General features: G+C 54.4%; 9 protein-coding genes. 7 read left to right on the forward strand and 2 right to left on the reverse strand.

The window, feature by feature from the left end; all coding sequences use genetic code 11:
- Positions 1 to 516: 516 nt before the first annotated feature.
- The 4 genes from pgaA to pgaD are packed head-to-tail and all read left to right on the forward strand — an operon-like array spanning position 517 to position 6,719.
- Positions 517 to 2,955 (forward strand): poly-beta-1,6 N-acetyl-D-glucosamine export porin PgaA, encoded by a 2,439-nt coding sequence (gene pgaA, locus L462_RS08420; protein WP_032678959.1) that lies wholly within the window; start codon positions 517 to 519, stop codon positions 2,953 to 2,955.
- An 8-nt stretch (positions 2,956 to 2,963) separates the two neighbouring features.
- On the forward strand, positions 2,964 to 4,967 hold the full coding sequence (gene pgaB / locus L462_RS08415; RefSeq protein ID WP_032678960.1) for a poly-beta-1,6-N-acetyl-D-glucosamine N-deacetylase PgaB: 2,004 nt from the start codon (positions 2,964 to 2,966) through the stop codon (positions 4,965 to 4,967).
- Positions 4,960 to 6,291, forward strand: coding sequence for a poly-beta-1,6-N-acetyl-D-glucosamine synthase (gene pgaC / locus L462_RS08410; RefSeq protein ID WP_032678962.1), 1,332 nt, complete (start codon positions 4,960 to 4,962; stop codon positions 6,289 to 6,291). Before pgaB ends, pgaC begins: the two co-directional genes overlap by 8 nt.
- Positions 6,288 to 6,719, forward strand: coding sequence for a poly-beta-1,6-N-acetyl-D-glucosamine biosynthesis protein PgaD (pgaD, locus tag L462_RS08405; protein WP_020883670.1), 432 nt, complete (start codon positions 6,288 to 6,290; stop codon positions 6,717 to 6,719). The genes pgaC and pgaD overlap by 4 nt, the downstream gene beginning before the upstream one ends.
- Before the next feature lie 65 nt (positions 6,720 to 6,784).
- On the opposite strand, the gene gss is transcribed toward pgaD, so the two are convergent.
- Positions 6,785 to 8,647 (reverse strand): bifunctional glutathionylspermidine amidase/synthase, encoded by a 1,863-nt coding sequence (gss, locus tag L462_RS08400; protein ID WP_032678964.1) that lies wholly within the window; start codon positions 8,645 to 8,647, stop codon positions 6,785 to 6,787.
- Positions 8,648 to 8,860: 213 nt separating this feature from the next.
- On the opposite strand from gss, the gene yghU reads away from it, so the two are divergent.
- Positions 8,861 to 9,730 carry a glutathione-dependent disulfide-bond oxidoreductase gene (gene yghU, locus L462_RS08395; RefSeq protein ID WP_032678965.1) on the forward strand — a complete coding sequence of 290 codons (870 nt, stop codon included), beginning with the start codon at positions 8,861 to 8,863 and terminating at the stop codon, positions 9,728 to 9,730.
- A gap of 160 nt (positions 9,731 to 9,890) precedes the next feature.
- Positions 9,891 to 10,223, forward strand: coding sequence for a glycine zipper domain-containing protein (locus L462_RS08390; RefSeq protein ID WP_032678966.1), 333 nt, complete (start codon positions 9,891 to 9,893; stop codon positions 10,221 to 10,223).
- A gap of 80 nt (positions 10,224 to 10,303) precedes the next feature.
- Here L462_RS08390 and L462_RS08385 read toward each other — a convergent pair whose 3' ends face one another.
- A complete protein-coding gene (locus L462_RS08385) occupies positions 10,304 to 11,851 on the reverse strand; it encodes a methyl-accepting chemotaxis protein (protein WP_032678967.1) in 1,548 nt (515 codons plus the stop codon).
- Between the two features lie 508 nt (positions 11,852 to 12,359).
- Between L462_RS08385 and L462_RS08380 the strand changes: the two genes are divergently transcribed.
- Positions 12,360 to 14,951, forward strand: coding sequence for an autotransporter outer membrane beta-barrel domain-containing protein (locus L462_RS08380; RefSeq protein WP_032678968.1), 2,592 nt, complete (start codon positions 12,360 to 12,362; stop codon positions 14,949 to 14,951).
- The last annotated feature ends 111 nt before the right edge of the window (positions 14,952 to 15,062 follow it).

Here is a 15,062-nt window from a genome sequence, read left to right on the forward strand (position 1 = left end):
GACCCTCAATTCGCACATTCATTGATACGTCTTCCCATAGACTATCATTCAATGGCTGCCATTAATTATAAGTAAAAAACAATCTCAGAAAAGTCACTTTTATGGATATTAAGAATTTTTGTCATGAAACTTCCCAAACATGCACCGGAAAGTACTTTAATTCACACCAATAAGGCACATTAAAAATATAAACAAATTTGTCACAATATAAATAAAAATCAATAAAATCATAAAGTTATAAATATAAATTCATTTCAAAATAATCGTTTAGGACAGCTCATTACAGAATTATCTCAAAACAACCACCCTGCTTTTCAACATATTTATCTGCCAACATATCGGGTGTACATTACCAGCCACTTAGCCCTGACCATAAGGACCCATAATTACCTTTAAGTAAGTACCCCATAACGTAACTGCATTCAGATTAAACGTTCTCATTTATGGCCTTTAACCCCGTGCTTAAAGGCGGCCGTGTTATGCAATGGATTTATGATAAACAAATGGCAAATAGATATGGAAAGATCACTTCGCTTCAATACGTTATTCTTTTACCGCACTCCCGCTTTATTGTTTCTGTTATTACTTTTCCCCTTTCTGGTTCAGGCAGCAGAATCAGTATATGAACAACAGATTCAGCAGGCGCGTAACGGTAATTACGCACCTTTTCTGCAATATCTTCAGCGTTATCAGCAGCAACATGCCCTGACGCCTGAGCAGGTTGCGGACTGGTTGCAGGTGGCGTCCTGGGCGGGTCGTGATGACGACGTTATTCAGGTCTGGCTGCGTTATAAGGTCTATATGGCTCTTCCTGCCCGTGGCGTGGCTGCTGCTGCTCAGGCAAGGCGAAACCAAAAGGCGTGGCAACCTGCGTTAATGCTCTGGAAGGAGGCGTGTAACCTTGCACCGGATAACGACGATTATCGCATCGGCTACATCAAAACCCTCGCCGACGCCCGCATGGATACACTGGCTCTGCAGGAAGCCCGGCAACGGGTGGCGGAAAAGCCCTCTCTGGCTCACCTCCAGACGCTCTCTTATGTCTATTCACGCCAGGGGAAAAACCAGGAGCGGCTTTTGGCAGACATCCGCGCGTTGAATAGTGCGCCAGCGGATGACGCCCTTCGTACTGAGTTGATTGATGCGTTAACAGACAACCGGGCCGACACGCCTGCCCTGCGGCTTTCACAAACGGTGACGCTGCCCCCCGCGCAACGTCGCCGCCTGGCACTCAACGCCGCCGCCGAAATGGTACGCCTTGCCGATGTGCCTGCCCGTTCCGAAACAGAGCGTTTGCAGCTCGCGCAAGCGGCGCTGAACCGCTATGACGAACTGCTGTCCCGCTGGCAAAACGAACCTCAGGCTGCGGAGGACGTTATCCGGGCCCGTGTCGATCGGCTTGGCGCGCTTCACGCCCACGGTGATTATCCACAGGTCATCAGGGAATATCAGGCGTTAACGTCGGCTCAGCATCCCGTGCCGACCTGGGCAATTGGCTGTGTTATCTCCGCGTATCTGGAGGAGAAAAATGCCGATGCCGCCCTCTCGCTTCTCAAACGTTATCCAGACTATGCGCCGGATCCGCAGGACGACGATCATGCGCTTTTCTACGCCTGGCTGGATACCGGGCAGTATCAGGCCGCTCGCCAGTATGTTGAGAAGATAACCCGTAACACGCCCTGGACCCGCTACGATTTCGGTTCGCCAACCCCGCAACCCAACGATCAATGGCTCATCGGGCAGTCGCTCACCTTTAACTATTTGCTGATGACCAATGCCCTTCCGCAAGCCGAAAAGCTGGCGCAACGTCTGGCTGCGTCAGCGCCGGGAAATCAGGGATTACAGATTGATTACGCCACCTTACTTCAGGCGCGGGGTCTGCCGCGGGCGGCGGAGCAAAAGCTCAAAATGGCCGAGACGCTGGAGCCATCCAATATCGAGCTGGAACGGCAGCAGGCCTACGTCGCAATGGATCTGCAGGAGTGGCGACAGATGGATTTACTGGCCGATGACGTTATCGCCCGCGCGCCTGTCGACGGGAGCGCCCGACGTCTGGACAGGCTCAGAAACGTCCATCACCTGTCCGAACTGCGTCTGAACGCGGGCAAAGGACTGCACTCTGATAACCCCGTCAGCGGCACACACGATCTGAGCTGGGATGCCACGCTCTACGGTCCGCCCGTCGCGGATAACTGGCGGCTGTTTGGTGGAACCCGATTTGCGCAGGGCAATTTTGACGAAGGCAAAGGCAGCAGCCGCCACCTGTTTGCCGGCGTCGAATGGCGGCCTCGCGACCTTCTGGTCGAAGCAGAACTCTCCGGTAACCATTATCACGGTGCAAACAAGCCCGGTGCTCGCCTCTCGGCGGCGTACAGCCTGAACGATAGCTGGCAGGTGGGCGGAAACCTTGAACGTCTTTCACGCACGACGCCTTTACGGGCACTGCGTAATGGCGTCAGCGCAAACCGGGGAGAAGGCTGGGTCCGCTGGTATCAAAACGAACGCCGTGAGTACCAGTTTAACGCCTCTGCCAGCCACTTTTCCGACCATAACCGCCGCCAGGAGTTCGCCCTTACGGGTAAAGAGCGGCTGTGGCAGACACCCACCCTGACGCTGGATCTCGAACCGGGTATTTCAGCGAGTACCAACACCCTGCGGGACACGCTCTATTACAACCCGGAGCGGGATCTCTCCGTAACGGCGGCCCTGTCCGTCGATCATCAGATGTACCGCCATTACGACACGCTCTGGAGCCAGCAGGTCGTTCTCGGCGGCGGGGAATACTGGCAGAAAAATCAGCCCGCTGGCGCCATCGCCCTGCTGGGTTACGGGCAGCGCATTCAATGGAACAACGTCATTGATAGCGGCGTGATGCTGAACTGGGACAAGCGCCCTTTCGACGGTAAACGAGAAAGCAATCTCTCCGTCACGTTTGATGCGAATTTACGCTTTTAAGGATGAATATGCTGAACAAACGTTTTTCTGTGAGCCTGATAATTATCGGCTGGTTATGCCTCAGCGCGAGCGTCTGCGCTCAGGCCCTCTCGTTTACCCCCCCCCAGGAACGGCCACAGCCTGAGGCAAGTAAACCCTGGCCAAAAAACCATTTTCTGGTTCTGGCCTACCATGACGTTGAAGATGATGCAGCCGATCAGCGCTACCTGTCCGTTCGTACCAGCGCCCTAAACGAGCAGATCGGCTGGCTTGTGCATCACGGTTATCACGCCATTAGCGTGCAGGATATTCTGGATGCGCATGAGGGCAAAAAAACGCTGCCGCCCAGAGCCTATTTACTCAGTTTTGATGATGGCTACAGCAGTTTCTATACCCGCGTCTGGCCACTTCTTCAGGCCTGGAGCGTCCCTGCGCTGTGGGCACCGGTGGGCAGTTGGGTAGATACACCAGCGAATCAGCAGGTCAATTTCGGCGGACTGATGACACCCCGCGAGCGCTTTGCAACCTGGGATATGGTGCGGGAGCTAAGCCAGTCTCCTCTGGTTGAGATTGGCTCGCATACCTGGGCTTCGCATTACGGCATACCGGCTAACCCACAGGGAAGCCGTGAACCCGCCATCGCCAACCGCTTTTACGATAAAGCGACGGGGCGTTATGAAACCGATCGGCAGTTCAACCAGCGGATCGCTGATGACGTGCGCAAAGTTACCGACAAAATTACCCGGGTGACAGGAAAAGCGCCCCGTGCCTGGGTCTGGCCCTATGGCGCCGCGAACGGCACATCGCTCGCCATCGCCAGAAAGCAGGGTTATCAACTGGCCTTTACCCTTGAGGACGGGCTGGCGGATGTGCGCGATCTCGGCAATATTCCGCGTCTTTTGATTTCCGGAAATCCCTCGCTCAAATCCTTTGCCAGCACGGTCAGCCAGATTCAGGAGGCCGATCCCGTGCGCGTCATGCATGTCGATCTCGATTATGTCTACGATCCCGATCCGGCCCAGCAAACCAACAACATCAACAAACTTGTCCAGCGGGTTTACGACATGAAAATCAGTCATGTTTTCCTGCAGGCGTTTTCCGATCCACTGGGCGATGGCACGATCAAAGCGCTCTACTTCCCTAACAGCCGGCTTCCGGTGCGCGCCGATCTGTTTAATTTTGTCGCCTGGCAGCTGCAAACCCGTGCAGGCGTAAAAGTTTATGCGTGGATGCCGGTGCTCTCTTTCGATCTCTCACCCGCACTCCCGCGGGTACAGCGCTGGGATCGTCAAACGGGCCAATTGCACGAGGCTACCGACCCCTACATCCGCCTCTCCCCGTGGAACACCGAGGTTCGTCAGCAGGTCACGGAAATCTATGAAGATCTTGCCCGCTACGCCAGCTTCAATGGGATCTTATTTCACGACGATGCGGTACTGACAGACTTTGAAGATGCCGGCCCGGATGCCCTGCGCGCCTGGAATAACCGCAGCATCGCCGCAATGCAACACGATCCGGCCGCCCTTCACGCCTGGAGTCGCTTTAAAAGTCAGACGCTCATCGGCTTTACCCGCAGCCTTAGCCAGGCGGTGAAAAACATACGCGGCCCGCAGATTAAAACCGCGCGGAATATGTTCGCCCTGCCCATCCTGCAGCCCGAGAGCGAAGCGTGGTTTGCACAAAATCTGGATGATTTTCTGATGACCTACGACTGGACGGTTCCGATGGCTATGCCGCTGATGGAATCCGTTCCGGCAGAGGAAAGCGATGCCTGGCTCACGCGGTTGATCGCCGCCGTTGCCGCACGGCCCGGTGCACTCAATAAAACCCTTTTCGAGCTACAGGCCCGGGACTGGAAGCAGAAACCTCAACGTGCCGTGCCCGACACGCGTCTGGCCCAGTGGATGCGCGTACTCCAGCTGAACGGCATCAAAAATTATGGTTACTACCCCGACGATTTCATCAACAACCAACCTGATATTTCACGCATCAGGCCTGAATTCTCTTCGTACTGGTACCCTGACAATGACTGATCGCATTATCGCATTCTCTATTTTATGCCTGGTATTCGGGTTGCCTCTGGGCGTGGCTGCCCTCTTTACCGGAGAACTGATTCTGGATTTTGTCTTCTTCTGGCCACTGTTCATGTCCGTGCTCTGGATAACCGGGGGACTCTATTTCTGGTTTCAGCTTGAACGGCACTGGTCATGGGATAAGCAGACGCCTGCTCCGACGTTAGACGGCGATCCGTTAATTTCAATCCTGATCCCGTGTTTCAACGAGGAAAGAAATGCCCGGGAGACCATTAGTGCCGCGCTGGATCAGCGCTACCCCCATATCGAAGTTATCGCGATCAACGATGGTTCTTCTGACAACACCGCAGAGGTGCTGCAGCAGCTGGCGCAGGAACAGCCGCGCCTGCGCGTCATTCACCTCGCAGAAAACCAGGGTAAGGCGGTGGCGCTTAAGGCCGGTGCGGCGGCGGCGCGCGGCGATCTGCTGGTCTGTATTGATGGCGACGCCCTGCTCGATCGTGATACCGCAGCCTATCTGGTAGAGCCGCTGATTAAGTATCCCCACGTCGGGGCCGTCACCGGGAATCCGCGTATTCGCACACGATCAACGCTGATTGGCCGTATTCAGGTAGGCGAGTTCTCATCGATTATTGGTCTCATCAAACGGACACAGCGGATCTACGGCAGGGTCTTTACCGTCTCCGGGGTTATTGCGGCCTTTCGCCGGCAGGCGCTGGCAGATGTGGGGTACTGGAGCCCGGATATGATCACCGAAGATATCGACATCAGCTGGAAGCTTCAGCTTCGACACTGGGATATCTTTTTTGAGCCGCGGGCGCTGTGCTGGATCCTGATGCCAGAGACGTTAAAAGGTCTGTGGAAACAGCGTTTACGCTGGGCGCAGGGCGGTGCAGAGGTCTTTCTGGTTAACCTTCGCAAGATCGTGCGCTGGGAACATCATCGCATGTGGCCGCTGTTTTTAGAGTACGCGTTGTCAACGCTGTGGGCATTCGCCTATGCGGTGACCGTGTTGCTGTTCATTGTCAGCCATATCATTACGTTACCCACAAACCTGACCGTCGAGAGCCTGTTTCCTCCTGAATTTACCGGGTTGCTTCTGGGGGTCATGTGTCTGATGCAATTCCTCGTCAGTTTGTATATCGAGCGGCGCTATGAAAGAAACGTGGCGAGTTCACTTTTCTGGGTGATCTGGTTCCCGATGGTGTACTGGATGATTGGTCTGTTCACCACCCTCGTCGCCTTTCCAAAAGTCATGCTTAAACGCCAGCGTGCACGTGCGCGCTGGATCAGTCCGGACCGGGGAAAAGGAAGCATTCAATGAACGAAAATACGCTAATTCTGACTGAACATCGGCTATTGCCCCGTCTTTTTGATGCGGTGCTGACGCTGCTGGCATGGGGAGGTTTTCTGTTTTTCCTCTATGCCAATCTGTGGATGCAGGTAACCGAGGAGAGCAACTACCGCTGGGGCATTATTATTGCCTCGTTTAATACGGTGCTGATCTATTTGCTGATCGCCGCGCTTAACGGCTGGTTGCTCATTCTGTGGTATCAGTACAATCGCCGTCGCGCTCAGGTAAGGCGGCGGCGTCCCGATACCTGGCGTCACGATGAGCTGGCGAGAAGCTTTAACGTTCCCCCACAAATCATTTCAGAGATGAGTCAGTACAATTTGCTGACGGTCTATCATGACCAGATCGGCCGCATCATTGACCTGAAGATAAGTCAGCAGCACGACGAGCATCCCTGAGCCGCCAGAAAACGAAAAACACCCGCAAGGAACACTTGCGGGTGTGTGTTGACAGCCGGAACAGCTTACTTGTCTTTCACCACAATCAACGGTTCGATGTCGCTCTCTTTCTTCACCACCAGCGAATCATCCCCGCGCAGGCAGGTGCCGCCGTAGTTACCGCCCACGGTAAACGTACAGACCTGGATATGCTTGCCATCCACCTTCGGCAGGCACCACAGCTGCTGGTAGATATTTTTGCGATCGACAAACTTGCCGCTCGATTTATCCAGCACTTCATCCCCGGCGCTAATCAGATCGATATTGCTGCCGCAGCGTCCGGCAATTGGTTTGATGGCGTAACCGGTCTGTTTCAGCAGGTCGTTAACCTCGAAATCGGTATCGAGCAAATAACGGTGATTCGGGAACAGCTGCCAGAGCACCGGGAGGATCGCCTTGTTGCCGGGAATAACCGTCCACAGCGGTTCGAACACCAGCACTTCCGGACGCAGCAGGACGTCAATCAGCCGTACATCACCCGCCGGATGCCCGGTGCGGATCGGCACGGCGGCGTATTCGGTTTCGCTCACCTCGCGGATCTGCTCTATCGCCGTCTCCCACGCCCAGGTTTTCCACACGCAGTTAACATGACGGCCTTCATCGTCAATCAGTTGCCCGGCCGCATCCCAGCTGAGAGCGTTAAGCCCATGCAGAATTTTGGTTTCAAACCCGGCCTGCAGCAGAGAGCGCTGAATAAAGAGCGCGTGATAATCCTCTTCGACGTCATTGTCCTGCATGATGTGCACGAACGGACGCGCATGGCTGTGCTTCCACGCGCCGGTAAGTTCTTCCAGCAAACCTTCCGCCGGATTGTGGCCGTTACCGCGATAACCGTTCTTCACCCACTCTTCGAGGATTAATCCCCCTTCCGTGTGGCAGGAGGCGGAATCGGCGTTGTACTCGTAAACCTTGATGCCACGCTCATCCATACAGAAATCCATACGAACGGTGATCATATGGTGACGACGCCACTGCCATGAGAGGCGCAGACGCGGCCAGAGGATTTTAGGGATGTCAAAAAGCGCCAGTAAGTTATCGTCTTTCAGCACTTTGTCGGTCGCGTGCAGGTACATCAGGTGCAGTTCATTGGTCGCTTTGATCAGCTCCTGCTCGGCACTTTCGGTGATGGTAAAATACTGGCAGGGATCTTTATTGATAAAGTGGCCGTTTGCGCGGACATATGCCTGCTGCAGGGCGTCGTTTTCGTTGAGCCATTTCCCGTCAAACTGACGTTTATTCTTCAGCCGCGCACCGCTGATTTTGAGCAGTTCACCGTCGAGTTCCGGCTGCGGGATGCTGTGCTCCGTGTCGTCCGTCTGGATCATCCAGCCGAGAATTTCGGTATCGTTAAAGGTGTCATGCAGCGTGTAAGTACCGTTCTCAACGGTCATTCGCAGCTCGCGCGTCCACTGCTGCCCGAGCGGGAGCGGAGAGTGAATAACGTTCTGCTCGGCAATGCGCACCTTATCGTCCAACAGTTGCGTGATCACAGCAACGTGGCCGGTCTCATGAAACTCCCCGCCCTTTTGCCAGATAAGCAACGCCCCGGCCTGCGGCGCGCGTTTCGACCCATTGGCAAAGGCCTGAAGCGGCAGGATGTTATCGTTCACGACCTGGCGCAAAAAGCGCAGAGAGAAGATCTCCCACGCCATACCGACGTCGGTGAAAACACATCCATAATTGAGGAACAGAAAACGGCGGGCGAACTCAACACACTGCCACTTATGGCCCATGTATTCATTGCCAATATAGCTGCGAAAATCCGCGTCTTCCGGATAACGACGCGGATCGAGACTGCCGTAGTTTGAAGAGTAAATCGCCACGCCACCCGGCGCATAACCTAATAACGTCCCGAATGGCGCGTCACTGCTTAACTTTCCTTTACGCATGTATCCAACCTAAGACGGGCAGGCGGCAATGTTGAAAGGGTTGTCGTCGTCTGCACGTTGTAATTAACCTGACAGAGGTGGGATTTATCATACACCCGTTCCGCTGTCTGTGTAGTGTGGCGCGAAGGGGAAATGTATTGCGCTCAGTTCGCTAAACCCTCCCATGAACTCCTGCTACACTCCCTCAACACATCACAAAAAAGGCAGGCCAACATGTCAGACGAAAATACCTATCAGCCACCCAAAGTGTGGGAATGGAAAAAGAACGGCGGCGGCGCGTTCGCCAATATTAACCGTCCGATCTCCGGTGCGACGCATGAGAAAGAGTTACCCGTGGGCTCGCATCCGCTGCAGCTCTATTCTCTGGGCACACCAAACGGGCAGAAAGTGACGATCATGCTGGAAGAGCTTCTGGCGCTTGGCGTGACGGGTGCCGAGTACGATGCATGGTTGATTCGCATTGGTGAAGGCGACCAGTTCTCCAGCGGCTTTGTTGAAGTGAACCCGAACTCGAAAATTCCGGCGCTGCGTGACCACTCCACGACACCGCCCACGCGCGTATTTGAATCCGGCAGCATCCTGCTCTATCTGGCAGAGAAGTTCGGCCATTTCCTGCCAAAAGATCCGGCGGGACGTACGGAAACCCTGAACTGGCTGTTCTGGCTGCAGGGCGCGGCCCCGTTCCTCGGCGGCGGTTTCGGCCACTTCTATAACTACGCACCGGTGAAGATTGAGTACGCGATTGACCGCTTCACGATGGAAGCCAAACGCCTGTTCGACGTGCTGGATAAACAGCTGGCGCGTAGCCGTTACGTGGCCGGTGAAGAGTACACCATCGCCGATATGGCGGTCTGGCCGTGGTTCGGCTGCGTGGCGCTGGGTAGCGTGTATAACGCCGCAGAGTTCCTCGACGCTGAGAAGTACACCAACGTTCAGCGCTGGGCGAAAGATGTGGCACACCGCCCTGCCGTGAAGCGCGGGCGTATCGTTAACCGCACCAGCGGCGAGCTCAACGAGCAGCTCCACGAACGCCACGCGGCGAGCGACTTCGAGACCCATACGGAAGACAAGCGTCAGGCGTAATTCTCTGCCGGGCGGACCACCGCCCGGCAACAGGGATCCCTGCAAGGGGCATGATTTGCTTAAGGGTTGAGCCGGTATTACTGGCACTATGCGGACGTTTTTCTCAGGTCAGATGACGAGAAAAGCGGACTCAACCGACAGCAGTCACAAAGGATTTGTTATGAAATTGATGAAAACAGCGCTGATTATCAGCACCCTGATCTTTTCCACTTCTGGTATGGCGATAGATAAAACCGCCGCCGGTGCAGTGGCCGGTGCGGCAATTGGCGCAGCCACGGGCAAAGATTTGAAATCCACGGTAGGCGGTGCGGTCGTTGGCGCGGGTACCGGTGCGATGTTCAAAAACGGCGACAAAGGTAAAGCTGCGCGTAAAGGCGGTGCGGTGGGTGCCGTGGTGGGTGCAGGTACTGCGGCGGTAACAGGCAACAGCGTACTGAAAGGGGCCGCCGTCGGTGCCGGCTCTGGCGCACTGATTGGTGAAGCCACCCACTGATAAGCGGCGGGCGGCGCTCCGTTTGGCTCGCCTGCATTTAACCGAAAAAAAGGCCGCACACGGCGGCCTTTTAGCAGTGTTTATGCCGAGAGGCGGAATTTCTGCACCGACCGCTGGAGCTCTTCGGTCTGACGTTCAAGCGCGGAGGCCGCTGCCGAGACCTCTTCCACAAGCGAGGCGTTTTGCTGTGTCACGCCATCCATTTGCGTGATAGCAATACCCACCTGCGAAATCCCCTTACTTTGCTCCTCAGAGGCAGACGCGATTTGCTTCATGATGGTCGTCACTTCCGTCACATCACGCAAAATGGCATCCATGGTGGTGCCCGTGTCGCCCACCAGCTTTGCGCCCTGCTCTACGCGGGAAACGGAATCGGTAATCAATCCCTCAATTTCTTTTGCCGCGTTGGCGCTGCGGCTTGCCAGGTTACGCACCTCGCCGGCCACGACGGCAAACCCACGTCCCTGCTCGCCCGCGCGCGCCGCTTCAACGGCAGCGTTGAGCGCCAGGATATTGGTCTGGAAGGCAATGCTGTTGATCACATTGGTGATTTCAGCAATCTTCTTCGAGCTCTCAGAAATACCGCTCATGGTGGTCACCACCTCTTCCACCAGCGAGCCGCCGCGGCTGGCCGTTGTTGACGCCACATCCGCCAGCTGGCTGGCCTGACGCGCACTTTCCGCGTTCAGCTTCACGGTGGCGGTCAGCTGTTCCATGCTGGCCGCCGTCTCTTCCAGTGCGGCAGCCTGCTCTTCGGTACGGGACGAGAGATCGTTATTACCGCTGGAGATCTCCGTCGCGCCGCGCCAGATATTCTCGCTGCCGGAGCGAATAGAGCTCACCGCTTCTCGCAGGCTATCCTGCATCGCGCTCAGCAGGGGAACCAGTTGACCCACGCAGTTGCGACCGAACGGTTCAATCGGTTGACTGAGATCGCCCTGGGCAATCTGGCGGAACTGCTGGCGAATGCGAGCCAGCGGTTTTACCAGCATCGCCACCAGGTAACGGTCGGTGAAGAGCAGTATTAACAGGCCAATAATCGTGGCGGTGATAATCACCGTGCGGGTCATGCTGGTCAGGCTGTCCACGACCACTCGGGTGCTGTCGAGTGCCCGGGCGGCCGCGTTGTTAAAGTTCTCCGCAGCAGCACCAAACGCACGACTCAGCGGAGGGGTGATGTTATTCGCCTGCTGACGGTAGCCCTCCAGAGAGGACTGCTTCGCCTGCTGCATTTGCGGCGTTACGCCCTGCTCAAGCAAAGCCTGCCAGCTACCGATCACCTGAGCTGAAACTTGCTCATCCATCGGTCCTGGTGAGATTGCCTTCATCTCAGCCAGTTTCTTCCCCATATTGTCCAGCGCCTGCTGGGCAGGGGCCAGGTCCGGTGTGCCACCCGCGGCTTTCACTTCCATCGCGCGACTCAACCGGGTCACAAAGCGAAAATACTGATCGTTACCCTGACTGAGTATGGTCATCTGTTTGACCAGCTGGCGATCCACCTCATTGCCCTCTGATACCCGTGACAGAGACCAGGTGCTGTAAAGCCCCACGCCCGCCCACATTAAACAAAAGATCCCGAGAATCGTCAGCATGACGAAACGGATCGTGAAATTACGCAACATATTCATAAGTCTTCCTTGCCGTGAGGGTGAATTCGCCCAGAGGCGAGTCTTACCCTCGTTATCGGCAGGAATGAGCAAATTCATCACCTTTCACGCATTATTTTTATTAAAATTTTTACTGCCCCTGTGTTCATTCAGAAAAAAGAGACATTTTCGAAGGGGAAAATTACCCTGCTAAGAATGTGTTTTACTTTGTCAGTGGATAAATAAATGTAAAACTGCAGCGCATTAAATTAACGGTCATACCTCCTGAGGAGTACCTCATCAACAGGTTGCGTCAATCAATAGCGCTACCCTTTCGCGAAAACCCGCTTAATTTGCAGGGTAACTATTCAGTTCTATTTATCACATAAATATATTAACACCTAATTATCAGATTTCCTGATTTAAATACCCCAATAACTTACCTCCCCATTTTTCAAATTTCATTACATCCTTCACTTATGAGAAATTTCTTAAATTAAATAAATTCCTTTACAAGGATGGCGACGATTTTTTATTAACGGAGTTTCAGATGCGTAAATTTATGAACCGCACATTGCTTTCGCAGTGTGTCTTAATGGCTTTAACCTCTTTCGGTACCCAGGCAGCAATGACGGCAGCGACACCGTGTGAGGATGGCGTGACGACGCAAACCTGTGGATTAACGAAATATACCGATGACAGCTTTTATCAAAATCCCGGTGTGACAAATGCGGTTATGGCCGACGCCACGGCGAATAATATTTTCATGGATGGTCATCGAGGTGATGGCGACACGCAGTCATTAACGGTATCCGGAACGGATATGTCAGGCCACTATATCCAGGGAAGCAACGGCGGTACCGCGAATATCACCCTGAATAACGGCGCTACGGCCGATATGATTGAAGTCGGTAGCGGAGGCGCGACCACCAATACCACCGTGACGGTTGATGGCGCGACGCTGAACGGTGAAAACAGCACAGGCAATTACCAGCGTGATAAAACCTATATGATGGGCTCAGCAATTTATCTCGATCCACTGGATAAAGGCTACCACACCGTCAATATTGAGAACGGGAGCGCGCTGCACGGCAGCATTGTAAGCGCCGGTGCTGGCGAACAGGATATTACCCTCAGCAACAGTACAATGGATAAGGGCGGTATTTATGCAGGGAGCGATCAATCGGATACCCGCATTACGCTGACCGGAGCCACCGTCGATGCCTCGCAGAGTGAAATCGCGCAGAACATGGGCGACCTGGCCGAAAAACTCAGCGAGTATAAGCCGTTCAGTGACATCAACCTGGATGGCGTGGGCGATCTAGCCATCGCCATGTACGGCACCCAGGCCGATTCCCTGGCCCTGAATAACAGTACCGTCACTGGCGATATTGGCGTTATTAATGAAAAGGGGTCGACATCACTTACGTTTACTAATAAGAGCGTTGTGAATGGCAATATTACCCTGAACGGCAGTTCAGCGAATTCTGTTCTGGTGGATAACAGCACCATTAATGGTGCGGTAAATACCGGTCAAAACAGCGGCAATACCACCATCACGCTGCAAAACAATGCCACCGTAAATGGTGATATTACAACCGGTGCGGGCGATGATACGGTCGTGCTGACCAATAATTCTCATGTTAACGGCAATGTTGATGGCGGTGACGGTAGCGACACGCTGTCGATGGATGCCGGCAGTTCTGTTTCTGGTGAAATTAGTCAGTTCGAGACGGTGAACACGACCAGCAATAACAGCATCGCCATTGATAAAATTAACGATGCCACCAGCTGGAGTTTGCAAAATGGCTCAACGCTTGTCGCTACTACCACCGGCAGTAATGCGATGGTAAATATGAGCACCGACAGCTTTGTTGATTTCGGCAATATCACCGGGGTTAATAACGCCGTTGTCGTCAACAGCATTACTCCCTCGGCACAAAATCAGCAGAACGTGATTCTGGGTACGTTCACCACTTCAGGCACCAGCACCCCGCAAAATTATGCGGCGGCCACCTTCACAAATGGCCAACAGAATGTTGAAAACCGTAGCGGCGCTTATAACTATGACAACAGTCTGAATATTGTGGCCGCAGATACCGCGCCGCAGACACGCCTTACCGCCGATAATACGCAGTCGTGGAATATCGAATTTAACAGCCAGAAGGGCAGCCTCGCGAGCGACGTTCAGGGCCTTGTTGCCGGTCTGGACGCTGCCGAGCAGGCCGGACATCAGGTGGCTGATGATATCAGCAACCATATGAATCAGGTGCATCTGGCTAACCTGCTCGGCAAGCAGGAGGAAGGTGCGCAGGTCTGGGGTGATTTCCTCTATCAGAATGGCAATTTCAGCAATGATGTTGACTATAAGAGCATCACCCAGGGCGCTCAGGGTGGCGTGGACTGGACGGCGCATCTGGACAATGGTGATAGCGTCACTGGCGGTATTGCACTGGCATGGACACGCAGCCGCGTGCAGGATACCCATGACGGCGCTGATAGCTTTAATGACAGCGTCTACGGTAATTACTACAGCCTGTACGGTGGCTGGCAGCAGGCGCTTAACGGCAGAACATGGGGTATGTTTGCCGACGGTAGCTTCAGCTATGGCGATATGCGGTACACCCTGTCTGCGAATAACGTGACGGGGAATACCAGCGGCATGACCGAAGCACTGCACGGTTCGACGGATGGCACCCTGTATATGGCGCAGGCGCGTACCGGTGTGAACGTGTTGCTGCCAGGTGAAACCCTGCTGCAACCTTACGCCACCTTAGGCTGGGATCAAACCAAAGCAAACGGCTTCTCCGACAGTGAAGTGACCTTCGCCGACAGTCAGGTCTCTTCCTGGAACAGTGGGGTCGGGTTGAGACTCACCACAACGCTTCGCGATCTGAACAAGAACGTGCAGATGATGCCGTGGATCGACGCACGCTTCCAGAAAGAGTTCAGCGACGATACTGATATTCAGGCGGCGGATTACCACACCACCTCCGGCCATAACAACACGATGGGGATCTTCGGAGCAGGCATCAATGCAACCATCGCGCATAACTTCACGCTCAATACCGGGGTGTATGTCGGCACCGGTGACGTGGACAACGATGCCAGCGTGCAGGCGGGGATGAGCTACAGCTTCTGACGAGTGAACGCCCGGTCAGTCTGATGCTGCCGGGCTTTAATCATTCAGGGTGATCAGGCATGTCATCGCTTATCAACAGGATTTGTGATTTGATAAGCACAGAATGAAAAC

It is taken from the genome of Enterobacter sp. BIDMC 26 (assembly GCF_000534435.1).
GTDB lineage: Bacteria > Pseudomonadota > Gammaproteobacteria > Enterobacterales > Enterobacteriaceae > Enterobacter > Enterobacter ludwigii.

What these genes read in the sequence shown, in the direction of transcription:
- pgaA (WP_032678959.1), top strand. Translation starts at nt 517, where the DNA reads ATGGAAAGATCACTTCGCTTCAATACGTTATTCTTTTACCGCACTCCC.
- pgaB (WP_032678960.1), top strand. Translation starts at nt 2,964, where the DNA reads ATGCTGAACAAACGTTTTTCTGTGAGCCTGATAATTATCGGCTGGTTA.
- pgaC (WP_032678962.1), top strand. Translation starts at nt 4,960, where the DNA reads ATGACTGATCGCATTATCGCATTCTCTATTTTATGCCTGGTATTCGGG.
- pgaD (WP_020883670.1), top strand. Translation starts at nt 6,288, where the DNA reads ATGAACGAAAATACGCTAATTCTGACTGAACATCGGCTATTGCCCCGT.
- gss (WP_032678964.1), bottom strand. Translation starts at nt 8,647, where the DNA reads ATGCGTAAAGGAAAGTTAAGCAGTGACGCGCCATTCGGGACGTTATTA.
- yghU (WP_032678965.1), top strand. Translation starts at nt 8,861, where the DNA reads ATGTCAGACGAAAATACCTATCAGCCACCCAAAGTGTGGGAATGGAAA.
- L462_RS08390 (WP_032678966.1), top strand. Translation starts at nt 9,891, where the DNA reads ATGAAATTGATGAAAACAGCGCTGATTATCAGCACCCTGATCTTTTCC.
- L462_RS08385 (WP_032678967.1), bottom strand. Translation starts at nt 11,851, where the DNA reads ATGAATATGTTGCGTAATTTCACGATCCGTTTCGTCATGCTGACGATT.
- L462_RS08380 (WP_032678968.1), top strand. Translation starts at nt 12,360, where the DNA reads ATGCGTAAATTTATGAACCGCACATTGCTTTCGCAGTGTGTCTTAATG.